The sequence below is a fragment of the Streptomyces hydrogenans genome, assembly GCF_014656075.1.
Taxonomy (GTDB): domain Bacteria; phylum Actinomycetota; class Actinomycetes; order Streptomycetales; family Streptomycetaceae; genus Streptomyces; species Streptomyces hydrogenans.
On sequence record NZ_BNBS01000123.1, the window covers coordinates 1 to 24,694 of the forward strand.

Annotated in this window: 21 protein-coding genes and 1 tRNA gene; 9 read left to right on the plus strand and 13 right to left on the minus strand. The window is 72.0% G+C overall.

Translation table 11 applies throughout. The features are described from left to right. The 6 genes from IE321_RS33695 to IE321_RS33720 form a co-directional block, all read left to right on the plus strand. Window positions 1-1,657, plus strand: a 1,657-nt coding sequence (locus tag IE321_RS33695; protein ID WP_308439732.1) for an outer membrane protein assembly factor BamB family protein, incomplete at its 5' end; no start/stop codon positions are given. Window positions 1,658-1,826: 169 nt separating this feature from the next. Next, window positions 1,827-2,510 carry a helix-turn-helix transcriptional regulator gene (locus IE321_RS33700; RefSeq protein WP_043227327.1) on the plus strand — a complete coding sequence of 228 codons (684 nt, stop codon included), beginning with the start codon at window positions 1,827-1,829 and terminating at the stop codon, window positions 2,508-2,510. A 253-nt stretch (window positions 2,511-2,763) separates the two neighbouring features. Next, window positions 2,764-3,807, plus strand: a complete 1,044-nt coding sequence (galT, locus tag IE321_RS33705; protein ID WP_190225685.1) for a galactose-1-phosphate uridylyltransferase — start codon at window positions 2,764-2,766, stop codon at window positions 3,805-3,807. Next, complete coding sequence (gene galE / locus IE321_RS33710) at window positions 3,804-4,790, plus strand: UDP-glucose 4-epimerase GalE (protein ID WP_190225686.1); 987 nt, start codon at window positions 3,804-3,806, stop codon at window positions 4,788-4,790. Before galT ends, galE begins: the two co-directional genes overlap by 4 nt. After that, on the plus strand, window positions 4,787-5,926 hold the full coding sequence (galK, locus tag IE321_RS33715) for a galactokinase (protein ID WP_190225687.1): 1,140 nt from the start codon (window positions 4,787-4,789) through the stop codon (window positions 5,924-5,926). Before galE ends, galK begins: the two co-directional genes overlap by 4 nt. Before the next feature lie 243 nt (window positions 5,927-6,169). Beyond that, on the plus strand, window positions 6,170-6,946 hold the full coding sequence (locus tag IE321_RS33720; RefSeq protein ID WP_043227370.1) for a LuxR C-terminal-related transcriptional regulator: 777 nt from the start codon (window positions 6,170-6,172) through the stop codon (window positions 6,944-6,946). Here IE321_RS33720 and IE321_RS33725 read toward each other — a convergent pair. Beyond that, window positions 6,905-7,402 carry a MarR family winged helix-turn-helix transcriptional regulator gene (locus IE321_RS33725; protein WP_043227332.1) on the minus strand — a complete coding sequence of 166 codons (498 nt, stop codon included), beginning with the start codon at window positions 7,400-7,402 and terminating at the stop codon, window positions 6,905-6,907. The genes IE321_RS33720 and IE321_RS33725 overlap by 42 nt on opposite strands. 162 nt (window positions 7,403-7,564) lie before the next feature. On the opposite strand from IE321_RS33725, the gene IE321_RS33730 reads away from it, so the two are divergent. Further along, window positions 7,565-8,401 carry a trans-aconitate 2-methyltransferase gene (locus IE321_RS33730; RefSeq protein ID WP_190225688.1) on the plus strand — a complete coding sequence of 279 codons (837 nt, stop codon included), beginning with the start codon at window positions 7,565-7,567 and terminating at the stop codon, window positions 8,399-8,401. A gap of 59 nt (window positions 8,402-8,460) precedes the next feature. Here IE321_RS33730 and IE321_RS33735 read toward each other — a convergent pair whose 3' ends face one another. From IE321_RS33735 to IE321_RS33750, 4 genes are all read right to left on the minus strand, one after another. Then, window positions 8,461-10,146, minus strand: a complete 1,686-nt coding sequence (locus IE321_RS33735; RefSeq protein WP_226651573.1) for an FG-GAP-like repeat-containing protein — start codon at window positions 10,144-10,146, stop codon at window positions 8,461-8,463. Window positions 10,147-10,346: 200 nt separating this feature from the next. Further along, window positions 10,347-12,059, minus strand: a complete 1,713-nt coding sequence (locus IE321_RS33740) for an FG-GAP repeat domain-containing protein (protein ID WP_226651574.1) — start codon at window positions 12,057-12,059, stop codon at window positions 10,347-10,349. Window positions 12,060-12,262: 203 nt separating this feature from the next. Continuing rightward, window positions 12,263-12,958: a TetR/AcrR family transcriptional regulator gene (locus tag IE321_RS33745; protein ID WP_190225689.1), complete on the minus strand. Its 696-nt coding sequence runs from the start codon at window positions 12,956-12,958 to the stop codon at window positions 12,263-12,265. Further along, window positions 12,955-13,947 (minus strand): acyl-CoA desaturase, encoded by a 993-nt coding sequence (locus IE321_RS33750; protein ID WP_051842473.1) that lies wholly within the window; start codon window positions 13,945-13,947, stop codon window positions 12,955-12,957. Before IE321_RS33750 ends, IE321_RS33745 begins: the two co-directional genes overlap by 4 nt. A gap of 237 nt (window positions 13,948-14,184) precedes the next feature. Here IE321_RS33750 and ppc point away from each other — a divergent pair, with 237 nt between their 5' ends. After that, on the plus strand, window positions 14,185-16,914 hold the full coding sequence (gene ppc / locus IE321_RS33755; protein WP_043227337.1) for a phosphoenolpyruvate carboxylase: 2,730 nt from the start codon (window positions 14,185-14,187) through the stop codon (window positions 16,912-16,914). A gap of 72 nt (window positions 16,915-16,986) precedes the next feature. Here ppc and IE321_RS42405 read toward each other — a convergent pair whose 3' ends face one another. From IE321_RS42405 to IE321_RS33795, 8 genes are all read right to left on the minus strand, one after another. Then, window positions 16,987-17,856 (minus strand): LPXTG cell wall anchor domain-containing protein, encoded by an 870-nt coding sequence (locus IE321_RS42405; protein ID WP_226651575.1) that lies wholly within the window; start codon window positions 17,854-17,856, stop codon window positions 16,987-16,989. 142 nt (window positions 17,857-17,998) lie between these two features. Beyond that, window positions 17,999-18,442 carry a hypothetical protein gene (locus IE321_RS33765; RefSeq protein WP_190225690.1) on the minus strand — a complete coding sequence of 148 codons (444 nt, stop codon included), beginning with the start codon at window positions 18,440-18,442 and terminating at the stop codon, window positions 17,999-18,001. Between the two features lie 38 nt (window positions 18,443-18,480). Further along, complete coding sequence (pth, locus tag IE321_RS33770; RefSeq protein WP_190225691.1) at window positions 18,481-19,077, minus strand: aminoacyl-tRNA hydrolase; 597 nt, start codon at window positions 19,075-19,077, stop codon at window positions 18,481-18,483. Window positions 19,078-19,191: 114 nt separating this feature from the next. Beyond that, on the minus strand, window positions 19,192-19,788 hold the full coding sequence (locus tag IE321_RS33775) for a 50S ribosomal protein L25/general stress protein Ctc (protein WP_190225692.1): 597 nt from the start codon (window positions 19,786-19,788) through the stop codon (window positions 19,192-19,194). Window positions 19,789-20,036: 248 nt separating this feature from the next. Next, a complete protein-coding gene (locus IE321_RS33780) occupies window positions 20,037-21,011 on the minus strand; it encodes a ribose-phosphate diphosphokinase (RefSeq protein WP_043227344.1) in 975 nt (324 codons plus the stop codon). 130 nt (window positions 21,012-21,141) lie between these two features. Further along, on the minus strand, window positions 21,142-22,590 hold the full coding sequence (glmU, locus tag IE321_RS33785; protein WP_043227345.1) for a bifunctional UDP-N-acetylglucosamine diphosphorylase/glucosamine-1-phosphate N-acetyltransferase GlmU: 1,449 nt from the start codon (window positions 22,588-22,590) through the stop codon (window positions 21,142-21,144). A 118-nt stretch (window positions 22,591-22,708) separates the two neighbouring features. Next, a tRNA-Gln gene (locus IE321_RS33790) sits at window positions 22,709-22,783 on the minus strand. 29 nt (window positions 22,784-22,812) lie between these two features. Continuing rightward, window positions 22,813-23,658, minus strand: a complete 846-nt coding sequence (locus IE321_RS33795) for a hypothetical protein (protein ID WP_190225698.1) — start codon at window positions 23,656-23,658, stop codon at window positions 22,813-22,815. 140 nt (window positions 23,659-23,798) lie between these two features. Here IE321_RS33795 and IE321_RS33800 point away from each other — a divergent pair. Next, a partial coding sequence (locus IE321_RS33800) for a sensor histidine kinase (protein ID WP_190225693.1) occupies window positions 23,799-24,694 on the plus strand: 896 nt, incomplete at its 3' end.

Here is a 24,694-nt window from a genome sequence, read left to right on the forward strand (position 1 = left end):
GTACGGCTACCCGCAGCAGGCCCCGCAGCCCGGCCCGTACGGCTACCCGCAGCAGGATCCGCAGCACCAGCAGGCCGTGCCGCCGCCGTACGGGTACCCGACCCAGCCGCAGCAGCCGTACGGCTACCCGACCGCGCCCCAGCAGCACGTCCCGGCCCCCGCGCCGGGCGGGCGCGGCAAGCTGTCCGCGCAGACGCAGATCATCGTCGCGGCGGTCGTGGCCGTCGCCCTGATCGTCGGCGGCGGCATCTGGTACGCCAACTCGGGCTCCGACCCGGAGCCCGACGCCAAGCCCACCGGCGGCACCAGCCAGGCCCCCACCGGCGGCGGGGAGACCGGCACCGACGGCGGGGCCGGCAACGGCCTGGGCGGCGACGGCAAGGAGAAGCCCGGCGCGAAGACCGGCTCCCGCCTGGCCTTCCGCATCGACCCGCCCAAGGTGCCCGACACCACGCCCGTCGACGGCTCCTGGCTCACCGACAAGACCTTCGTGAAGACGGGCGTCAACTCGGTCGTCGGCTACGACATCGACAAGGGCACGGTCTCCTGGACCCTCCCGCTGGCCGGCCAGGTCTGCGGCGCGTCCCGGCACAAGACCGCCGACAACAAGGTGCCGATCCTCTTCGAGGAGTCCAAGCGGGTCGCCCCCCGCTACTACCAGAGCTGCAACCAGGTCGGCATGGTCGACCTGAACACCGGCAAGCTGCTCTGGTCCGCCTCCGTCAGCGGCGGCGGCGACGAGAAGGCCCGCTTCAGCGAGGTCACGCTCAGCGGCGAGACCGTGGCGGCCGGCGGCACCGACGGCGGCGCGGCCTTCGACGCGGCCACCGGCAAGGTCCGCTGGAAGCCGCAGTCCAACGACCAGAACTGCTACGACATGGGCTACGGCGGCGGCGCCGGCCTCGTCGCCGTCCGCAAGTGCGGCCAGTACGGCGCCGAGTCCGTCCTCGTCCAGAACCTGGACCCGAAGTCGGGCAAGCCGCTCTCGCAGTTCAAGATGCCGCAGGGCGTGAAGTACGCGGCGGTCGTCTCGACCAAGCCGCTGGTGGTCGCGGCCAACGTCGGCGACGCCGCCGACGACGGCAGCGGCATCTCGGACTTCTTCTCCATCGACGAGAAGACCGGGAAGCTGCGCACCAAGATCACGGCCGACCCGGACCGCTACGCGGCCCGCTGCGGCTCCACCGCGGTGGAGGACTGCTCGCAGGTCCTCGTCGGCAACGACCGGCTCTACGTGCCGACCGAGGAGCACGACGGCTCCACCGGCGAGTACGGCGACGAGACCAACGAGATCATCGCCTTCGACCTCGCCAACGGCCGGACGGCGCCCGAGAAGGCCGACGCCGGCGACGGCTACACGCTGATGCCGCTGCGCATGGACGGCGGCGACCTCATCGCGTACAAGGTGCCCCCGTACTCCAAGGGCGGACAGCTCGTCTCCGTCCACGCGGGCACGATGAAGTCGACGCTGCTCCTGGAGAACCCGTCGGACAAGGGGAACCGGGACATCGAGACCAGCTTCTCGATCACCGGCGCCGAACTCCTCTACGGCGACGGCCGGTTCTTCATCTCGGCCACCTACGCCAGCAAGACGCGGGAGGGCGAGTCCGCCCTCTCGAAGAAGTACCACGCGGTGTCGTTCAGCACGCGGAACTGACGCCGTCGGGCGACGCGAAGGGCCTTCCCGGTTCACCGGGGAGGCCCTTCGCGCGTCCGCGTCCCCCTTTCGTGCGGCGGAGGTTGACGCCCCGCGGGGCGGGGGAGCGTGTAGCTTGCCGGGTCAGGGTGCCGGGGGACGGCACGCCCGGGGGATGGGGGATGACGGGATGGGCGTTCGGCTCGTGGTCGTGGACGACCACCGCCTGCTCGCGGAGGCGCTCGCCTCGGCACTGAAGCTGCGCGGGCACCGGGTGCTCGCGGCGGCGGCACCCGCGGCGGGAGCGGCGGAGGTCGTGGTGGGCAGGGCGCCGGAGGTCTGCCTCTTCGGCACGGCCGCCCCGGCCGCGCCCGGGGCCTTCGAGCCGGTCGCGCGGATCAAGCGGGAGCGGCCGCAGGTGGCCGTGGTGGTGCTGGGCCCGGTGCCCTCGCCGCGCGGGATCGCGGCGGCCTTCGCGGCCGGGGCGTCCGGCTACGTCCGGCACGACGAGCGGATCGAGGGCGTCGAGCGGGCGCTGCTGAAGGCCCGGGCGGGCGAGGTGGCGGTGGCGCCGCAGCTGCTCGCCGGGGCCTTCGCGGAGCTGCTGAACCCGGCGGCGCAGCCGGACGACGAGGCGCAGCGGCTGCTGCGGCTGCTGACCCACCGGGAGGTGGAGGTCCTGGTGCGGGTCGCGGAGGGGGAGGACACCCGGCTGATCGCGGCGGGGATGGGGATCGCGCCGAGCACCGCGCGGACGCACGTGCAGCGGGTCCTGATGAAGCTGGGCGTCGGTTCCCGTCTGGAGGCTGCGGCCCTGGCGGCCCGCACGGGCCTGCTCGACCGCGCGGTCCCGGGGCAGCGCAGGCCGTACTAGGTCCCGTCCGACCCTTCCCGCCGGGCCCGACCCTTCCCGCCGGGCCCGGCCCGCCCGGCACGCATGCTCGCCGCGGACGCCCCGGCTTGGTCCGACGCGCCGGGTCGGACAGGCCCCGGGGCCCGGGACCCGGGCCGTCGCAAGAGCCGGGGCGCGCCGTCGTGGCGGCGCCCTCCGGACTTCGCTCTTGACCTCGATGTTCGGTTGTGGTTCTTTGTGCGTGGTTCTGTTTGTTCGCGCCCGGAGGGCACCCGTGAAGAAGACCGTCACCACACTCGCCGACGGGCGCGAGCTGATCTACTACGACAGCCGCGACGACCTCGTCCGCACCGCCGTCGACCCGCGCCCCCTCACCCCCGTCACCTCCCGCTCCGAGATCCGGTACGACGAGCTGACCGGCGACCACGTTGCCGTCGCCTCCCACCGGCAGGGCCGCACCTACCTCCCGCCGGCCGACGCCTGCCCGCTCTGCCCGGCCCGGGACGGACGGGAGAGCGAGATCCCCGAGGAGGGCTACGAGGTCGCGGTCTTCGAGAACCGCTTCCCCTCCCTCTCCGGCGGCGTCGGCCGCTGCGAGGTCGTCTGCTTCACCGACGACCACACCGCCTCCTTCGCCGACCTCACCGAGGAGCGCGTCCGGCTCGTCCTCGACGCCTGGACCGACCGCACCGCCGCGCTGTCCGCCCTCCCCGGCGTCCAGCAGGTCTACTGCTTCGAGAACCGCGGCCGGGAGATCGGCGTCACCCTGCCGCACGCGCACGGGCAGATCTACGCCTTCCCCTACGTCACGCCCCGCACCGCCCACACCCGCCGCCGGATCGACGAGCACCGCCGCGCGACCGGCCGGAACCTCTTCGACGACCTCGTCGCCCGGGAGCGCGCCGACGCCGAACGGGTGGTCCTGGAGACCGAGCACTGGATCGCCTTCGTGCCGTACGCCGCCAAGTGGCCGTACGAGGTCCACCTCCACCCCCGGCGGCGCGTCCCCGACCTGCTCGCCCTCGACGAGGAGGCCCGGACAGACTTCGCACAGACGTATCTGGAACTCTTGAGGCGCTTCGACCGGATCTTCGGCCCGGCGGAGCCGCCGACGCCCTACATCGCCGCCTGGCACCAGGCGCCGTTCACGGACGAGCGGCGGGAGGACTTCGGACTGCACCTGGAGCTGTTCACGGTCCGGCGCGCCTCCGGCAAGCTGAAGTTCCTCGCGGGCACCGAGTCCGGCATGGGGGCGTTCATGAACGACATCCGGCCGGAGGACGCGGCCCGGCGCATCCGAGAGGTGGCAAGCGCATGACACAGAGGTACCTGGTGACGGGCGGGGCGGGCTACGTGGGCGGCACGGTCGCCGCCCACCTCCTGGAGCGGGGCCACCGGGTCACCGTCCTCGACGACCTGTCCACCGGCTTCCGGGAGGGAGTCCCGGCCGGCGCCGAGTTCGTCGAGGGCCGCGTCCAGGACGCCGCCCGCTGGCTCGACGACTCCTACGACGCGGTGCTGCACTTCGCCGCCTTCTCGCAGGTCGGCGAGTCCGTCGCCCAGCCGGAGAAGTACTGGGAGAACAACGTCGGCGGCACCATGGCGCTGCTCGCCGCGATGCGCGCGGCCGGCGTCCGCACCCTGGTGTTCTCCTCCACCGCCGCCACCTACGGCGAGCCGGAGACCGTGCCGATCACCGAGACCGCCCCGACCGCCCCCACCAACCCGTACGGGGCGACCAAGCTGGCCGTCGACCACATGATCGCCGGCGAGTGCGCCGCCCACGGCCTGGCCGCCACCTCCCTGCGCTACTTCAACGTGGCCGGGGCGTACGGCGGGCTCGGCGAGCGCCACGACCCCGAGTCGCACCTCATCCCGCTCGTCCTCCAGGTCGCCCTCGGCGAGCGCGAGGCCATCGCCGTCTACGGGGACGACTACCCGACCCCCGACGGCACCTGCGTCCGCGACTACATCCACGTCGCCGACCTCGCCGAGGCCCACCTCCTGGCGCTCGACGCGATGACGGCCGGCACCGTCCCGGCGGGCGAGCACCTGATCTGCAACCTCGGCAACGGCAACGGCTTCTCCGTCCGCGAGGTGATCGAGACCGTCCGGAAGGTCACCGGCCACCCGATCCCCGAGCGCACGGCCGCCCGCCGCCCCGGCGACCCGGCCGTCCTGGTCGCCTCCGCCGACGCCGCCCGCGAGCGGCTCGGCTGGACGCCGTCCCGCCCCGACCTCGCGGACGTCGTGACCGACGCCTGGGCCTTCGCCCGGCAGCGCGAAGGAGACCGCCCGTGACCGTCGCCGCCGACTTCGAGGCGCTGTACGGCGCCGCGCCCGACGGGGTCTGGGCCGCCCCCGGGCGGGTCAACCTCATCGGGGAGTACACCGACTTCAACGACGGCTTCGTGCTGCCGCTCGCCCTGCCGCACACCACCGTCGCCGCCGTCTCCCGGCGTGACGACGGCGTCCTGCGCCTGCACTCCGGCGACGTCGACGGCGGCATCGTCCAGCTCGACGTCGAGGCCCTCGACCCGCTCTCCGGCGGCGGCTGGGCCGCCTACCCGGCCGGTGTCGTCTGGGCCCTGCGGGCGGCGGGCCACCCGGTGACCGGCGCCGACGTGCACCTCGCCTCCACCGTGCCGACCGGTGCCGGGCTGTCCTCCTCGGCCGCCCTGGAGGTCGTCACCGCCCTCGCCCTGAACGACCTCTTCGGCCTCGGGCTCACCCGGCCCGAGCTGGCCCGGATCGCGCAGCGCGCCGAGAACGACTTCGTCGGCGTGCCCTGCGGGGTGATGGACCAGATGGCCTCCGCCTGCGCCGTGGAGGGCCACGCCCTCCACCTGGACACCCGGGACCTGTCGTACCGGCAGGTGCCCTTCGACCTCGCCGCCGAGGGGCTGGCCCTGCTGGTCGTCGACACCCGGGTGAAGCACGCGCTCGGGGACGGCGCGTACGCCGAGCGGCGCGCCGGTTGTGAAGCGGGCGCGCGGGCGCTCGGGGTGCGCGCCCTGCGTGACGTCGACGCCGCGCATCTGCCGGCCGCGCTGGAACGTCTGAGCGACGGGACGATTCTGCGGTACGTGCGGCACGTGGTCTCGGACAACGACCGGGTGGTCCGGGTGATCGCCCTGCTGGACGCCGGGGCGACCCGCTCGGTCGGCCCGGTCCTCACGGACGGCCACGCCTCGCTCCGGGACGACCTGCGGGTCTCCTGCCCGGAGCTGGACCTCGTCGTCGAGGCGGCGAACGCGGCCGGGGCGCTGGGCGCCCGGATGACCGGCGGCGGCTTCGGCGGCTCGGCGGTGGTCCTGGTGGAGGAGGAGCGGGCCGAGGAGATCACGGCGGCGGTCCGGAAGGCCTTCGCCGGCGCCGGGTACGCGGAGCCCGGGATCTTCCCGGCCGTCCCCTCGGCGGGCGCCCGCCGCCTCTGACCTCCGACCGTCCCCAAGGACGGTCGAGTTCGGACACTTCCGCCAATCGGCCCCCACGGTGCCGTGCCGCCCCCCTAATCTGTGGGCAGCGCCGGTGGGGGCCGGTGCCGTTCAGGGGGCGAGGCCCGTCGGGTACGGCGCCGGGAGCGGGGTACCAGTCTGGGCACGGCGGCGGCCGTGCGCCGGCGGACCCGCCTCCGGCGCCGTACCGCGCCGGTCTCTCCTCGACACTTGGGGGTGTCCGTGGCACGAATCCGGGTCCTGGTGGTGGACGACCACCGCGTCTTCGCCGAATCGCTGGCCGCCGCGCTGGCGGCCGAGCCCGACGTCGACGTCGCCGCGGCGGGCAGCGGTCCCGCCGCCATGCGCTGTCTGGACCGGGGGGTCGCCGAGGGCCGCCGTTTCGACGTGCTGCTCGTCGACGCCGATCTGGGCGCGCCGCCCTCGGCCCCGGCGGCCGTGGCGGCCGGGCCGGACGGCGAGCCCGCCGTGGACGGGATCTCGCTGGTCGCGGGGGTGCGCAAGGTCCAGCCCGCGGTCCGCACGGTGGTGCTGGCGGAGAAGGACGACGCCCGGCGCGCCGCGCTGGCGCTCCAGGCGGGGGCCTGCGGCTGGGTGGCGAAGGACTGTTCGCTCCAGCGGCTGCTCGCCGTGGTCCGCGGCGTCCTGCGGGACGAGACGCACCTGCCGCCCGCGCTGCTGACCGGGGTGCTGCGGGAGCTGACGGCGGCCCGGAAGCACCGGACGGAGAGCGAGCGGCTCGTGGAGTCGCTGACCCCGCGCGAGCGGGAGGTGCTGCGCTGCATGGTGGCGGGACTGGGCCGCAAGGCGGTCGCCGAGCGGCTCTTCCTCTCCCCGCACACCGTCCGCACGCACATGCAGAACGTGCTGGGGAAGCTGGGCGTCCACTCGACCCTGGCGGCGGTGGCGCTGGCCCGGCGGGCGGGCGTGGGCCCGGCGCCGCTCCCGGAGCGGGTGCTAGCCGGGGACGTTGTCGAACGGGGCGGTCAGCCGGCGTAGCAGGCCGGCGAGTTCGGCGCGCTGGGGACGGGTGAGCTGGGCGAGGATGGCCCGCTCCTGGGCGAGCAGCCCGGCGAGCGCCTCGTCGGCGCGGTCCCGTCCCTCGGGGGTGAGCCGGACCAGCACGCCGCGCCGGTCGCTGGGGTCGGGCAGCCGCTCGACCAGGCCCTTCTTGGTGAGCCGGTCGATGCGGTTGGTCATGGTGCCCGAGGTGACCAGGGTCTGGGTGAGGAGCTGACCGGGGGAGAGCTGGTACGGGGCTCCGGCACGGCGCAGCGAGGTGAGGACGTCGAACTCCCAGGGCTCCAGCTGGTGCTCGGAGAAGGCGAGCCGCCGGGCGCGGTCGAGGTGCCGGGCCAGCCGGGAGACGCGGCTGAGGACCTCCAACGGTTCCACGTCGAGGTCCGGGCGCTCACGGCGCCATGCAGCGACCAGCCGGTCGACCTCGTCCTCCATGTGATCAGTGTAGTGGGTCTGTTGACATAAAGTCTCTTGCATTCGAGTTTCTCGATATCATGAATCTTGATGTCAAGATATAATCCTGGGGGGAGAGGGGAAGGGACCCGGCCGAAACCCGGTTCCGCTTGGCCGACTCACGCCTGCAAGGAGGCATCGAACATGCATTCCGTGGACACCGTCGCCGCACCCGTCTGGGACCCGCGGCAGTACCTCCACCACACCCCCCACCGCACCCGCCCCTTCCTCGACCTCCTCCAGCGAATACCCCGCCTCCCCGACGGCGACCGCCCCGCCCGCATCGCCGACCTCGGCTGCGGCCCCGGCAACGTCACGGCCCTCCTCGCCGACCGCTGGCCCGACGCCCACATCACCGGCTTCGACCTCTCGCCCGAGATGCTCGAACAGGCCGAGAAGGACTGGTCCGGCACCACCTCCGGCGGCGGCTGGCTCGACTTCCGACCCGCCGACGCCGCCCACTGGACCCCCACCGAGCCCTACGACCTGATCGTCTCCAACGCCGCCCTCCAATGGGTCCCCAACCACCCCGAGTCCTTCGCCGCCTGGACCGGAGGCCTGCGCCCCGGCGGCACCCTCGCCTTCCAGGTCCCCGGCAACTTCACCTCCCCCAGCCACGCCCTCCTCGGCGAACTCTGCGCACGCCCCGAATGGCGCGCCCGCCTCGGCGACCAGGGCCGGCGCTTCGTCCACATCCTCGAACCCGCCGACTACCTCGCCCGGCTGACCGCCCTCGGCTGCGAGACCGACGTCTGGGAGACCGTCTACTGCCAGCTCCTCCAGGGCGAGGACGCGGTCCTCGACTGGGTCAAGGGCACCGCCCTGCGCCCCGTCCTCACCACCCTCGCCGACGACCCCGCCGCCACCGAGGCGTTCCTCGCCGCCTACCGCGACCTGCTCCGCGAGGCGTACCCCCCGGGCCCGCACGGCACCGTCTTCCCCTTCCGCCGCGTCTTCGCGGTCGCCCGCACCCCGTCCTGAAACGGCGGACGCCCCGCACCGGAAGACCGGTGCGGGGCGCCCTGGGGTGCTCGGGGGCGTCAGGAGATCTGGTTGTAGATCTGGAAGCCCGGGCCGTACAGCGAACGGCCGGAGAACTTGCCCGGCGTCGTGTTCAGGTAGGTGTACAGGTCGCCGCCGGAGGTGGCGCCGACGATGTCGCCCTTGCCGTCGGCGTTGAGGTCGCCGGCCGCCGCCAGGTGCTTGTACGTGTTCCAGCCGGAGCCGATCTCCTTCCGCGCCGCGAACGGGGCGGCGGCGTTGCCGGTGCCCGCGTACAGGTAGAGGACGCCGCCGGTGGTGCGGGCGAGGAGGTCCGTACGGCCGTCACCGGTGTAGTCACCGGCGCCGAACAGCTTGTTGTAGCCGCCCCAGCCGGAGCCGACCTTGATCCGCGAGGAGAAGGCGTCGCCCTGGCCGTTGCCCTTGTACAGGTACAGGACGCCGGAGCCGTCGCGGGCCAGCAGGTCGCCCTTGCCGTCGCCGCTCAGGTCGCCCGCGCCGACGAAGGCGTTGTAGCCGCCCCAGCCGCCGCCGATGTACAGCATCTCGATGTACAGGTCGCCGCTCAGGTTCTGCAGGACGTCGGCGGAGCCGTCCGAGTTCAGCGAGGACAGGTTCGTCCACGTGGCGCCGGCCCACTCGCCGGTGTCGCTGATCGCCTGGCGCTTGTTGAGCTTGCCCGTGGTCGAGCTGCCGTAGAACCACAGGGTGCCGGCGCTGTCCCGGGCCATCAGGCCGTCCTTGCCGGTGTACGGCACGTTGCCGCCCAGCGCGAACTGCTCGATGCCCGCGAAGTCGCCCGCGTCGGAGACCTTCTGGGCCGCGGACAGGGTGCCGTCGCCCTTGGGCAGGTACATGTAGAGCGCGCCCGCGTTGTCCCGGGCGAACAGCGAGCCGTCCTGGCCCGACGGGAAGACCTGGTTGTACTTGCCCCAGCCGCCGCCGATCAGCTTGCGGGTCTCGAACGGACGGGTCGTGGAGCCCGTGCCGAAGTAGAAGTACAGCTGGCCGTCGGCCTTCCGGCCGTACAGGTCGGCCCGGCCGTCGCCGTTCACGTCGCCGGCGCCGATCAGCTGGTCGTAGGTGTTCCAGCCGCCGCCGACGGGGATCTTGGTGCCCAGCGGCTTGGTCGGGCTGCCGGTCGCCAGGTACAGGAACAGCTGGCCGGCCTTGTCGCGGGCGATCACGTCGGCGCGGCCGTCGTTGTTGACGTCACCGGGCGAGGTGATCTTGTTGTAGACCTGCCAGCCGCCGCCCACCGGGTACTCGTACGGCGTGCCGGTCGGGTCGACGTCCTGGTAGAGCGTCAGGGCGCCGTTCTCGGACAGGACCAGGACCTCGGGCTCGGCCTGACCGTTCTGGTTGCCGATCGGGACGATCTCGCGGGCGATGTCCTCGAAGCGGTACAGGTCGACGAGACTGGAGCCGCCGGCGGTCGTGTACAGCTTGCCGTCGCTCGCGCGGAAGAGCAGGTCGTCGACGCCGTCGAGGTCCAGGTCCGACAGCAGCGGCGAGGTGGCCTGGGCCGCCTGCGCGCCGGCGCGGGCGGAGCCGTCCGCCTTGCCCGGAAGGACCAGCTTCGGCGGCGTGAAGGACGGCTTGACCCTCTCGACGGAGGGCACCGGCGCCGGGTCGGCGGCGGACGCGGGGGTCGCCAGCAGCATGCCGGCGGAGAGGGCGAGAGCGGTGCACGCGGCGACGCGGCGGCCACGCCCGGAGAACATGGAACGCAAAGGATCCCCCCCTGGGGAAACGAAGTGGGTACCGGGCGGGGTCCGCGGCGCCTCCGCGCGCACGTGCGAAGGGCGAACACCCTCCCGGATATGTGCGTGAGTGTAACGCTCGCCCCCGACAACGGGACGAACAGTTGCCGAACGGGCGGGGCCCGCACCACCGGACGGCGACACGGGCCCCCGAACCCGGCCTAGTACAGGTCGGGGTAGACCTGCCAGCCGTCGCCGACCTTCACCCGCGGCGCGAAGACGCCGCTCGTGGCCGTCGAGTGGTAGCGGTACAGCGTGCCGCCGGACGTCGTCGCGAGCAGGTCCGCGCGGCCGTCGCCGTCCACGTCACCCGGAGCGGCGATCTGCCGGTAGGCGCCCCAGCCGCCGCCGACCTTCACCCGGGTCGCGAACGGACGGGTCGAGACGCCCGTGCCCTTGTACAGCCACAGCACGCCCGAGCGGTCCCGGGCGAGGATGTCCGCCCGCCCGTCGCCGGAGACGTCACCGGCGCCGACCAGACGGTTGTACGACGCCCAGCCCGAGCCGACCCGGATCCGGGACGCGAAGCCCGTCCCCTCGCCGTTGCCCCGCATCAGCCACAGCACGCCCGAGCGGTCGCGGGCCAGCAGGTCGCCCTTGCCGTCGCCGTTCAGGTCGCCGGGGCCGAAGACGTGGTTGTACCCGCCCCAGCCGCCGCCGCTCCAGTCACCCGCGTACAGGGTGCCGTTGTAGGTGAAGAACAGGCTGCCGAAGCTGGTCCGGTCCAGCGAGGAGGCGTAACCCAGCGGGGCACCGGCCCAGGCACCCGCCTCGTTGATCTGCTCGCGCGGCGACAGCCGCCCGTTGTTCTTCGCCCCGTACCAGTACAGGGTGCCCCCGGCCGTCCGCGCCATCAGCGCGTTCTTGCCCGAGGAGGCGATGGAGCCGGAACCGGCGAACTGGTCGACCCCGATGAACGAGCCCGCCGACGAGAGCCGCGACGGGGCGAGGAACGTGCCGTTGCCCCGGCCGTTGTAGACCCACAGCGAACCGTCGGTCTTCCGCGCGAACAGGTCGGCGACGCCGTCGCCGTTCACGTCGTCGACGGAGAACAGCTGGTTGTACGTGGTCCAGCCGGTGCCGATCGACCGCTTCGGCTTGAACGGGTTCGTCTTCACCCCGGTGCCGCTGTAGAAGAACAGCTCGCCGCGGGGCGTCCGCGCCACCACGTCGCCCCGGCCGTCCCCGTCGTTGTCGCCGATGCCGACCACCTGGTCGTACGCGCCCCAGCCGACGCCCGCCTTCACCCGCGCCGAGAACGGCGCGTAGAGGTTGCCGGTGCCCCGGTAGAAGTACAGGTCGCCGTCGTGCTCGCGGGCCAGCAGGTCGAAGCGGCCGTCGCCGTCGATGTCACCCGGCGTGAAGACCTTGTTGTAGACGCCCCAGCCGCCGCCGGTCCAGTAGGCCGTGCCGCCGCCCAGCGTGGCCTCGCCGTGCAGCTCCGCCTTGCCGTACTGGGTCAGCACCAGCACCTCGGGCTGGCCGCTGCCGTTCTGGTCGCCGAGCGGGACCAGGTCCAGCGGGACCTCCTCGGCGCCGTATCGGGCCCACGCGCCGTCCTCGCCCGAGCCGCTCGTGATGACGTCGAGCCCGCCGTTCCAGTTGCGGACCAGCAGGTCGGTGAGGCCGTCGCCGTCCACGTCGAATCGCGAGGGAAGCGTCTCGCCCGCCGCCGCGCCGCGCGCGGACGCGCCGTCGCGCAGCTTCGACAGGTCGAGCTCGGGCAGCGGGGCCGCCGCGCGACGCGGCTGCTCCACGGAGGGCCGGGGCGCGGGCTCGGCCACGGCGGGAGACGCCAGCAGCATGCCGGCGGAGAGGGCGAGCGCGGTGCACGCGGCGAGACGCCGGCCGCGCAGAGAGAAAGCGGTACGCAAAATGATCCCCCCCTGGGGAACGTGAGAACAGGCTCCAGGACAGGGCTCCGCTCCCACTCCGCACGGCAGAACGGCACGCGCGGAGGGCGGACACCCCCCCGGATGTGGGGGGATCATAACCTTGATCGTTGATACGGCAACGAACCTTTTCGGGATCCGTCAGGTCCGGCGACCGGGGGAGGCGCCGCCCCCGGCCGGAACGGTCAGTTCTTCCGGTGCCCTATCAGCCGCGGCTTCTGCTCCATGCCGTCCAGACCGTGCCACGCCAGGTTCACCAGATGCGCGGCCACCTCGGCCTTCCGCGGCTTGCGGACGTCCAGCCACCACTGACCGGTCAGCGCCACCATGCCCACCAGCGCCTGCGCGTACAACGGCGCCAGCTTCGGATCGAAACCCCGCGCCTTGAACTCCAGGCCCAGGATGTCCTCCACCTGCGTGGCGATGTCACTGATCAGCGACGCGAAGGTGCCCGTCGACTGCGCCACCGGCGAGTCCCGGACCAGGATCCGGAACCCGTCCGTGTAGTTCTCGATGTAGTCCAGCAGCGCGAAGGCCGCCTGCTCCAGCAGCTCCCGGGGATGACCGGCGGTCAGCGCCCCCGTCACCCCGTCGAGCAGCTGCCGCATCTCCCGGTCGACCACGACCGCGTACAGCCCCTCCTTGCCACCGAAGTGCTCGTACACCACCGGCTTCGAGACCCCGGCCTTCGCCGCGATCTCCTCCACCGACGTGCCCTCGAAACCCTTCGCGGCGAAGAGCGTCCGACCGATGTCCAGAAGCTGCTCCCGGCGCTCCGCGCCGGTCATTCTCACCCGGCGGCTCCGCCGGGGCTTCTGCGCCCCGGTACCGCCGCCACTGGTGCTGCTGGAACTGCCGTCGATCGCCACGTCCTCCATCATGCCGCGTCGGAGGAGACGGCCTGCCGCCGGGCGTCGATACGCGACGGCGCCGGCCAGCGCACGTCGGTCGCCCAGCCCGCCAGCTCGAACCAGCGGATCAGCCGGGCACTGGAGTCCACCTGCCCCTTCAGCACCCCGTGCCGCGCCGACGTCGGGTCCGCGTGGTGCAGGTTGTGCCACGACTCGCCGCAGGACAGCACCGCCAGCCACCACACGTTCCCCGAACGGTCACGCGACTTGAACGGACGCTTGCCCACCGCGTGACAGATCGAGTTGATCGACCACGTCACGTGGTGCAGCAGACAGACCCGCACCAGCGAACCCCAGAAGAACGCCGTGAACGCGCCCCACCACGACCAGGTCACCAGACCGCCGACCACCGGCGGGATCGCCAGCGACACGATCGTCCACAGCATGAACTGCCGCGAGATCCGACGGATCGCCGGATCCTTGATCAGATCCGGCGCGTACTTGTGCTGCGGCGTCCGCTCCTCGTCGAACATCCAGCCGATGTGCGCCCACCACAGGCCCTTCAGCAGCGCCGGCACCGTGTCGCCGAACCGCCACGGCGAGTGAGGGTCACCCTCCGCGTCCGAGAACTTGTGGTGCTTGCGGTGGTCCGCCACCCAACGCACCAGCGGCCCCTCCACCGCCAGCGACCCCATGATCGCCAGCGCGATCCGCAACGGCCGCTTCGCCTTGAACGAGCCGTGCGTGAAGTACCGGTGGAAACCGATCGTGATCCCGTGGCAGCCGATGAAGTACATCGCCGTCATCAGCCCCAGGTCCAGCCAGCTCACCCCCCAGCCCCAGGCCAGCGGCACCGCCGCCAGCACCGCCACGAACGGCACCACGATGAACAGCCCCAGCGCGAGCTGCTCGACGGAACCCTTGCTGTCGCCACCGAGCGTGGCGGAAGGCAGGGCCTGGACCGGGCCGGACGTCTCGGACGTCTCCGGGGCCGGGGTCACCTCGGGAGTGATGGTCATGCGTGTCCCCTGGGGGGTGAGGGTGAGGGTGTGAACGGAAAAGACCGGCCGAGGCTACGGCTCCGTAACCTACGGCGACGTAAGTATGGCAGCGCGGAGGCACGCGGCAAGAGGGCACAAGCGGGGGGCTCCCCCACGTCCAGGGAATGGACACCTATCCTGGGAACGCCGGACAGCGCGGTCCGCAAGCCTCCAGAACCCTCCAGACGTGCTTGAACACTGCAAGGAGCCGCACCTGTGAGCAGTGCCGACCAGACTCCCACCACCAACGCCGAGCTGCGCGCCGACATCCGCCGACTGGGCGACCTCCTCGGCGAGACCCTCGTACGCCAGGAAGGCCACGACCTCCTCGACCTCGTCGAGAAGGTCCGCCGCCTCACCCGCGAGGACGGCGACGCCGCCGCCGAGCTGCTGCGCGGCGTCGAACTGGAGACGGCCGCCAAGCTCGTCCGCGCCTTCTCCACCTACTTCCACCTGGCGAACGTCACCGAGCAGGTCCACCGCGGCCGCGAACTCCGCGAGAAGCGCGCCGCCGAGGGCGGCCTCCTCGCCCGCACCGCCGACATGCTCAAGGACGGCGACCCCGCGCACGTACGCGAGACGGTCAAGAACCTCAACGTGCGCCCCGTCTTCACCGCGCACCCCACCGAGGCCGCCCGCCGCTCCGTCCTCAACAAGCTCCGCCGCATCGGCGGCCTCCTGGAGTCGCCGGTCATCGAGGCCGACCGGCGCCGCCACGACCTCCGCCTGGCCGAGAACATCGACCTCATCTGGCAGACCGACGAACTCCGCGTCGTCCGCCCGGAGCCGGCCGACGAGGCCCGCAACGCCATCTACTACCTCGACGAGCTGCACGCCAACGCCGTCGGCGACGTCCTGGAGGACCTCGCCGCCGAACTGGAGCGCGTCGGCTACGAGCTGCCCGCCGGCACCCGCCCCCTCACCTTCGGCACCTGGATCGGCGGCGACCGCGACGGCAACCCCAACGTGACCCCCCAGGTCACCTGGGACGTCCTGATCCTCCAGCACGAGCACGGCATCACCGACGCCCTGGAGCTCATCGACTTCCTCCGCGGCCTGCTCTCCAACTCCATCCGCTACACCGGGGCCACCCAGGAACTCCTGGACTCCCTCCAGCGCGACCTCGACCTCCTCCCCGAGATCAGCCCGCGCTACAAGCGGCTCAACGCCGAGGAGCCCTACCGCCTCAAGGCCACCTGCGTCCGCCAGAAGCTCCTCAACACCCGCGAACGCCTCGCCGCCGGCACCCCCCACCAGGACGGCCGCGACTACCTCGGCACCGCCGAACTGATCCGCGACCTCACCCTCATCCAGACCTCCCTGCGCGAGCACCGCGGCGGCCTCTTCGCCGACGGGCGCATGGACCGCACCATCCGCACCCTCGCCGCCTTCGGCCTCCAGCTCGCCACCATGGACGTCCGCGAACACGCCGACGCCCACCACCACGCCCTCGGCCAGCTCTTCGACCGGCTCGGCGAGGAGTCCTGGCGCTACGCGGACATGCCCCGCGACTACCGGCAGCGCCTGCTCGCCAAGGAGCTCCGCTCCCGCCGCCCGCTGGCCCCCACCCCGGCCCCGCTCGACGCCGAGGGCCAGAAGACCCTCGGCGTCTTCCACACCATCAAGGAAGCCTTCGAGCGCTTCGGCCCCGAGGTCATCGAGTCCTACATCATCTCGATGTGCCAGGGCGCCGACGACGTCTTCGCCGCCACCGTCCTCGCCCGCGAGGCCGGCCTGATCGACCTGCACGCCGGCTGGGCCAAGATCGGCATCGTGCCGCTCCTGGAGACCACCGACGAGCTCCGCGCCGCCGACGTCATCCTCAACGACATGCTCGCCGACCCCTCCTACCGACGCCTCGTCGCCCTGCGCGGCGACGTCCAGGAGGTCATGCTCGGCTACTCGGACTCCTCCAAGTTCGGCGGCATCACCACCTCCCAGTGGGAGATCCACCGCGCCCAGCGGCGGCTCCGCGACGTCGCCCACCGCTACGGCGTCCGCCTCCGCCTCTTCCACGGCCGCGGCGGCACCGTCGGCCGCGGCGGCGGCCCCTCGCACGACGCGATCCTCGCCCAGCCCTGGGGCACCCTGGAGGGCGAGATCAAGGTCACCGAGCAGGGCGAGGTCATCTCCGACAAGTACCTCATCCCGTCGCTCGCCCGCGAGAACCTCGAACTGACCGTCGCGGCCACCCTCCAGGCGTCCGCCCTGCACACCGCGCCCCGCCAGTCCGACGAGGCCCTGGCCCGCTGGGACGCCGCGATGGACGTCGTCTCCGAGGCCGCCCACGCCGCCTACCGGTCCTTCGTCGAGGACCCCGACCTGCCGACGTACTTCCTCGCCTCCACGCCGGTCGACCAGCTCGCCGACCTGCACCTGGGCTCACGACCCGCCCGCCGCCCCGGCTCGGGCGTCTCGCTCGACGGCCTGCGCGCCATCCCGTGGGTCTTCGGCTGGACCCAGTCCCGCCAGATCGTCCCCGGCTGGTTCGGCGTCGGCTCCGGCCTCAAGGCGCTGCGCGAGGCCGGCCTCGACGCGGTCCTCGGCGAGATGCACGAGCAGTGGCACTTCTTCCGCAACTTCCTCTCCAACGTGGAGATGACGCTCGCGAAGACGGACCTGCGGATCGCCCGCCACTACGTCGACACCCTCGTCCCCGACGAGCTCAAGCACGTCTTCGCCACCATCGAGGCCGAGCACGCGCTCACCGTCGAGGAGGTCCTCAAGGTCACCGGCGGCGAGACCCTGCTCGCCTCCCAGCCGGTCCTCCAGCAGACCTTCGCCATCCGCGACGCCTACCTGGACCCGATCTCCTACCTCCAGGTCGCCCTCATCGCCCGCCAGCGCGCCGCCGCCGAGGCCGGCGAGGACCCGGACCCGCTGCTCGCACGGGCCCTGCTCCTGACGGTCAACGGCGTGGCCGCGGGTCTCCGCAACACCGGCTGACCCCTCCGCACACGCAGAAGTGCCCCCGCGGACTCTCCCGCGGGGGCACTTCCCGTTCCACGACGGGGTACGTCAGTTCTGCGCGGCCTTGCGACGGCGCATCACCAGGAACGCACCGGCCGCGGCGAGCGCGGCGGCGACGCCGGCCATCGCGCCGATCGGGGCGCCGGCACCGGTCTCCGCGAGGTTGCCCTCCTCGGAGCCGCCCTTGACGTCCGTGCCACCCGTGGTGGCCTCGCCCGTGGCGGTCCCGCCGGTGGTCGATCCGCCGGTGGTGGTGGTCTCACCGGTGGTGGTCTCACCGGTGGCGGAGGAGCCGCCCGTGGCGGTGGTCTCACCGGTGGCGGTGGACTCGCCGGTCGTCGTCTCACCCGTGGTGGTCTCACCCGTGGTGGTCTCACCGGTGGTGGTCTCACCGGTGGTGGTCTCACCGGTGGTGGTCTCACCCGTGGTCGTCTCACCCGTGGTGGTCTCGCCGGTCGTCGTCTCACCGGTGGTGGTCTCACCCGTGGTGGTCTCGCCGGTGCTGCCACCGGTGGCGGCGCAGGTGTGGGACAGGTTGAAGAAGCCCTGCTTCACCTCGCCGTCCACGATCGCCACGGCGGAGGTCAGCTTGGCGCCGGCCTCCGAGGCCACGTACGCGTGGTCGTCCTTCGGCGGACCGAAGGAGGTGATCTCCACCGGGGCACCACCGTCGAACGTGACCGTCAGCTTGACGAAGTCCACGCCGCCGCCGGGGATCACGAAGTGCCACCCGTCCTTGTCGGCCGGAATCGTGTCGGGGCACTCGCCCTGCTGGAAGTCGGCCGCCGCGATCGGCGTGTCCTGGTGGAGCGGCAGTTCGTAGGTCTTGCCCCCCGTGGCGGAAGCCGGACCCGCGAGGATCAGAGAGCCCGCCATGGCCGCGACGAGCGTGGCGGCGGGTATGAGGGAACGTCGCATGTGCAGTCGTCCATCTGTGGGATGAGGGATGCCGTGGGAGGTGGCGCTCGCAGCCTATCCGCCCCCTTAAGCCGCCCTTAACCCAGAGGCGCATAACGATCCCACCGGAAAACACTGGGATCCGACCATGCCCACCCACCCCTCACAGCGCCAGGAACGCCGCCACCCACAGCGCCGCCCCCGCCCCCGCCAGCGACCACGCCGTCCGCCGCAGCCGCAGACCCCCCGCCACCAGCGGTGCGGCCAGCACCAGCGCCCCGCCGAGCGGCAGCCACGCGTGCAGCCCACCGCCCCAGCCGGCCCGCACCCCCTCGTCCGTACCCGGCTTCACCACCACCGGGATCACCGACCCCGGCCCCGCCGCCACCGAACGCCCGATCGTCAGCGTCCGCCGCGGCGACCCGGGATCCTCCGGCGCGTACGCCCCGCTGCACCGCTCGTCCGTGCAGCCCGTGACCGTCAGCGTCCCGTGCTCACGCCCCTTCGCCAACAGCACGTGCTGCGCCGCACCCCACGACGCCCACACCCCCGCGACGACGAGCAGGACGGCGACGAGGACCATGGCGGCGTTACGGACGTGCGTCATGACCCGCGATCGTACAGTCGTACGGCCGGAATCCGGCCTCAGGCGTTGTACGCCGACTGCGCCCGCTCCAGGCCCTCGGTCACCAGACACTCCACCGCGTCCGCCGACCGGTCCACGAACCAGTCCAGCTCCTTGCGCTCCGTCGAGGAGAAGTCCTTCAGCACGAAGTCCGCCACCTGCATCCGGCCCGGCGGACGCCCGATCCCGCACCGCACCCGGTGGTAGTCGGGACCCATCGACTTCGTCATCGACTTCAGGCCGTTGTGCCCGTTGTCCCCGCCACCGAGCTTCAGCCGCAGCGTCGCGTAGTCGATGTCCAGCTCGTCGTGGATCGCCAGCACGTGCGCGGTCGGCACCTTGTAGAAGTCCCGCAGCGCCGTCACCGGACCGCCCGACAGGTTCATGTACGACATCGGCTTCGCCAGCACCACCCGCCGGTTCGCGGGACCCACCGGACCCAGCCGGCCCTCCACGACCTGCGCCTGCGCCTTCTGCGCCCGCTTGAACTTCCCGCCGATCCGCTCCGCCAGCAGGTCCACCACCATGAAGCCGATGTTGTGGCGGTTGCCCGCGTACTCCGGCCCCGGATTGCCGAGGCCGACGATCAGCCAGGGCGCGTTCGCGTCGTCGGTCATCGCCATCTCCTTGTTCACTGGGAAAGTTCGCTGGAAAAGTTCGCTGGGAAAAGAGAAACGGGGTGACGGGCCGTACGGCCCGTCACCCCGTCACGTCGGACAAGAGCCTACGGCTCAGGCCTCGGCGGCCTCGTCGCCCTCGGCGGCGGCCTCGGCGGCCGGCTCCTCGGCCTGGGCGGCCAGGACCTGGAGGACCACGGCGTCGGCGTCGGTCACCAGCGTGACGCCCTTCGGCAGCGCGATGGCACCGGCGGTGACGGAGGAACCGGCCTCCAGGCCCTCGACGGAGACCGTCACGGACTCGGGGAGGTGGGTGGCCTCGGCCTCGACGGAGAGGGTGTTGAGGACGTGCTCCAGCAGGTTGCCACCGGCGGCGAGCTCGCCCTCGGCGACGACCGGAACCTCGACGGTGACCTTCTCGCCACGCTTCACGAGGAGGAGGTCGACGTGCTCCAGGCTGCCCTTCAGCGGGTCGCGCTGGGCGGCCTTCGGGATGGCCAGCTCGGAGCCCTTGCCCTCGATGTCCAGCGCGAGCAGGACGTTCGGGGTACGCAGCGCCATGGCGGTGTCGTGCGCCGGGAGGGTCAGGTGGATCGGGTCCGAGCCGTGACCGTAGAGAACGGCCGGAATGGCGGCGGCGCGACGGATCTTGCGCGCGGCACCCTTGCCGAACTCGGTGCGGACGGTGGCGGCGAGCTTCACCTCGGACATGTGCACTCCTCGTATGGGTGGTGACGTCTGTGACTGTCACCCGGCCGCCGACTGGCGATGGCCTGCTACGAAGAGCGCGTCGATAACGGAGCGCCGATCCGAGAACGGATCCGGCCTCCCTCGCCGAGCAACCAGGGCAGTCTACCCGCCCGCCCCCGGCCCCCCAAATGGATCACCGGCCCACCGACGACGGAGGGCCGCCTCCCCCGAACGGGGAAGACGGCCCTCCGGCACGGGAACGGGGAGGCTCAGTGCTCCTCGAAGAGGCTCGTGACCGAACCGTCCTCGAACACCTCGCGCACCGCGCGCGCGATCGTCGGCGCGATCGACAGGACCGTGATCTTGTCCAGCTCCAGCGCGCCCGGCACCGGCAGCGTGTCCGTGAACACGAACTCGCTCACCTTCGAGTTCTTCAGGCGGTCCGCCGCCGGACCCGACAGGATGCCGTGCGTGGCCGTCACGATGACGTCCTCGGCACCGTGCGCGAAGAGCGCCTCGGCCGCCGCGCAGATCGTGCCGCCGGTGTCGACCATGTCGTCCACCAGGACACAGACGCGGCCCTTCACGTCACCGACGACCTCGTGCACGGTCACCTGGTTGGCGACGTCCTTGTCACGGCGCTTGTGCACGATCGCCAGCGGCGCGTCCAGACGGTCGCACCAGCGGTCGGCGACCCGCACCCGGCCCGCGTCCGGGGACACGATCGTCAGCTTCTCGCGGTCGACCTTGGTGCCCACGTAGTCCGCCAGCACCGGCAGCGCCGACAGGTGGTCCACCGGGCCGTCGAAGAAGCCCTGGATCTGGTCCGTGTGCAGGTCCACGGTCAGGATCCGGTCCGCGCCGGCCGTCTTCATCAGGTCCGCCACCAGGCGGGCCGAGATCGGCTCGCGACCACGGTGCTTCTTGTCCTGACGGGCGTAGCCGTACGACGGGACGATCACGGTGATGCTCCGGGCCGAGGCCCGCTTGAGAGCATCGATCATGATCAGCTGCTCCATGATCCACTTGTTGATCGGAGCCGTGTGGCTCTGGATCAGGAAGCAGTCCGCACCGCGGGCCGACTCCTGGAAGCGGACGTAGATCTCACCGTTGGCGAAGTCGAACGCCTTGGTGGGAACGAGACCGACGCCCAGCTGGTGCGCGACCTCCTCGGCCAGCTCGGGGTGGGCGCGGCCGGAGAAGAGCATCAGCTTCTTCTCGCCGGTCGTCTTGATCCCGGTCACAGCACTGTCTCCTCAGACGTGTTCTCTGGCCGCAAGACCCGCGCTCCCGGAGCTCCCGGGCGCGTGTGCGAACCAGCCGAATTTGTGTGCACGTATCACGGTACGCCTCGTTCGACGTACCTGTTTCCGGTCAGCTTTCGCCGGCGGAACCTTCCGAAGCCGCCTCGGCGGCGTTCGCGGCAGCGCTGCCGGGCCGCTTCCGGGCGACCCAGCCCTCGATATTCCGCTGCTGGCCCCGGGCGACGGCCAGCGCACCCGCCGGCACGTCCTTCGTGATGACGGACCCCGCGGCGGTGTAGACCCCGTCCCCGATCGTGACGGGAGCCACAAACATGTTGTCCGAACCGGTCCGGCAGTGGGAGCCGATCGTCGTGTGGTGCTTGGCGACGCCGTCGTAGTTCACGAAGACGCTCGCGGCGCCGATGTTCGAGTACTCGCCGATGGTCGCGTCGCCCACGTACGACAGGTGGGGGACCTTGGTGCCCTCGCCCAGCGTCGCGTTCTTCGTCTCGACGTAGGTGCCGACCTTCGCCTTCGCCCCGAGCTTCGAGCCCGGACGCAGGTAGGCGTACGGACCCACGGAGGCGCCGTCGCCGATCTCGGCGGAGACGGCCACGGCGTTGTCCACCCGCGCGCCCCGGCCCACGACGGTGTCCGTCAGCCGCGTGTTCGGGCCGACCTCGGCGTCCTCGCCGATGTGCGTCGCGCCCAGCAGCTGCGTACCCGGGTGGATCACGGCGTCCGGCTCGAAGGTCACCGTCACGTCCACGAGGACGGACGACGGGTCGACCACGGTCACGCCGGCCGTCATCGCGGCCTCCAGCAGCCGCTGGTTCAGCAGGACGCGCGCCTCGGCGAGCTGCACCCGGTTGTTGATGCCGAGGATCTCGCGGTGGTCGGCGGCCACGGAGGCCCCGACGCGGTGCCCGGCCTCGCGCAGGATCGACAGCACGTCGGTGAGGTACTCCTCGCCCTGGCTGTTGTCCGTCCGCAGCTGCTTGATCGCCTCGGCGAGCAGCGCGCCGTCGAAGGCGAACACGCCGGAGTTGATCTCCCGGATGTCGAGCTGGCCCGGCGAGGCGTCCTTGTGCTCCACGATCGCCGTCACGGCGCCGGTCGCCAGGTCCCGCACGATCCGGCCGTACCCGGTGGCGTCCGGCACCTCGGCCGTCAGCACGGTCACGGCGTTCCCGTCCCCGGCGTGCGTCTCGGCCAGCGACCGCAGCGTCGCCCCGGACAGCAGCGGGGTGTCGCCGCAGACGACGACCACGGTCCCCTCGGGCGCGGCCCCCAGCTCCTCCAGCGCCATCCGCACCGCGTGCCCGGTGCCGTTCTGCTCCTCCTGCACGGCGGTACGGGTCCCCGGGTACACCTCCTCCAGGTGCCCCCGCACCTGCTCCCGCGCGTGCCCCACGACCACGACGAGATGCTCGGGCCCGAGCTCGCGCGCGGCCGACACCACGTGCCCGACGAGCGAACGCCCGGCGATCTCGTGCAGGACCTTGGGGGTCTTGGACTTCATGCGGGTGCCCTCACCCGCTGCGAGGACGACGACGGCTGCCGGGCGGTTGGCGCTCACGGATATGCCCTTCGGCTTTGGGTGGTGGACGCACGAAGGATACCGGGGCGTCGGACCCCGGCCATGAGGAAGGGCCCTGACCTGGGAGGTCAGGGCCCGAACGAGCTGCTGTGGACGGTGGCTCCCCCGCCAGGACTCGAACCTGGACATAGGACTCCAAAGGTCCCAGTGCTGCCGATTACACCACAGGGGATAATTTATAGGGCCAAAACGGACATTCCGTCAGTCCTGTGCCCTGGCGGCCTCCACTATGCCGTACCAGGCCCCTTCCATGCGACGGTACAGCTCCGCGCTGCCCCTCGCGTAGACGATCAGGCACCCCCGGTAGGCGTCGGACGTGTTCTTCCGGGTCGTCTGCGGGTTGTGGCGCTTGAGGGTCGCCCTCTGGAATGTCGACCGGTCGACTCCGGCCAGGTCCGCCCAGAACTTCTCGGCCCCTGTGACGTCGGCGGTCTCGTGGATGTTGACGCGGAAGCGCAGGCGGTCACGGGTGACGCCCAGGAGGTCGAGCCATCGCAGGTAGACGGAGATGACGTTCGGGTCGCTGTTGATGAACTGGAGGGACTCGCGCCGGCTGTACGGCTTGTCCTTGGCGCCCTCGGCCCAGTAGAGCGCGACTCCGGTGAGGAACAGTTCTCGGTCCGACAAGGCGCCGACGGACTCTCGGGCGAGGCGCTTTGTCTTCTCTCGCTCCTCGTCCTGAGCGGCGCGAAGGTGGGCCAGTCCGGCGTTCATCCGGGCTCGGCGTTCCTCGTCCGTGTAGCGCGGCTCCGGTTTCGGCAGGTCGCGCACCCACAGGCTGATCGAGCTCTTCGAGCAGCCCAGCTCGACCTGGATCTGGTCGTAGGTCATGCCCTGGAGGCGGAGCTCGCGGGCGCGGGCGCGGAGCTCGTCCTTGGCGCGGGGGCGCTTCGTCCATTCCGGTGGGGGTTCGCCTTTGACCAGGCGCTGGAGGAGGTCGTTGTTGAAGATCCTCAGGCGGTCGCGGATCTGGCGGAGGCTGAGACCCTCGCGGCGCAGTGCCACCGCCTGTTCCCGGAGGTGCTCGAAGTCCGCGTAGCGGTTCATTTCTGTGGTCACGTGAGGAGCGTCGTCCGGAATGCGGACGTCCGGGTCGAAAACTCGGGCGATTCAATAGTTCGAGGGACTGGTGTGCGGGCTGTTGACGTCCTGCGGATTTCGTGGGGGGCCGCCCGTAGGGTGGGGGCATGACCGCAACGGGGGCAGATCGGGACGCGCCGGGCGCGCGGGCGTGGTGGTGGTGGGCGCGGCGGCGGAGTGTCGTGCTCGACGGGGGGCTGGCGCTGGTCTCGGCGGTGGAGTGCGCGGCCGAGGGGGTGGCGTTCGCCGGGAAGGCGGGGGTGCCGGACGCGGTCGGGGCGGTGTTCGGGTTCCTCGTGGGGTCCGTGCTGCTGGTGCGGCGGCGGTGGCCGATCACCGTGGTGCTGGTGTCGATCGCGGTGGCGCCGGCCGAGATGGGCTTCCTGATGGGGATCGTGGGCCTGTACACGCTGGCCGCCTCCGAGGTGCCGCGGCGGTACACGGCGTTGCTGGCGGGGATGGCGACGGTCGCCGTGTTCGTGGTGACGGCGGTGGAGATGCGGCGGGACATCGCCGCGCAGGCCGACGACTTCGATCCGAGCACCTGGTACGTGCCGGTGATGGCGTTGTTCATGACGTTGGGGCTGAACGCGCCGCCGGTGCTGTTCGGGCTCTATATAGGGGCGCGTCGGCGGCTGATGGAGAGCTTGCGGGAGCGGGCGGACTCGCTGGAGCAGGAGCTGTCGCTGCTGGCGGACCGGGCGGAGCAGCGGGCGCAGTGGGCGCGGCAGGAGGAGCGGCGGCGGATCGCGCGGGAGATGCACGACGTGGTGGCGCACCGGGTGTCGCTGATGGTGGTGCACGCGGCGGCGTTGCAGGCGGTGGCGTTGAAGGATCCGCAGAAGGCGGTGAGGAACGCGGCGCTGGTGGGTGACATGGGGCGCCAGGCGTTGACGGAGTTGCGGGAGATGTTGGGGGTGCTGCGGGAGGAGGCTGCGGCGGCGGTGCTGGCGGCGGTGCCGCTGGCGGCGGTGAGGCGGGCGGCGGCCTCGGCGGCCAAGTA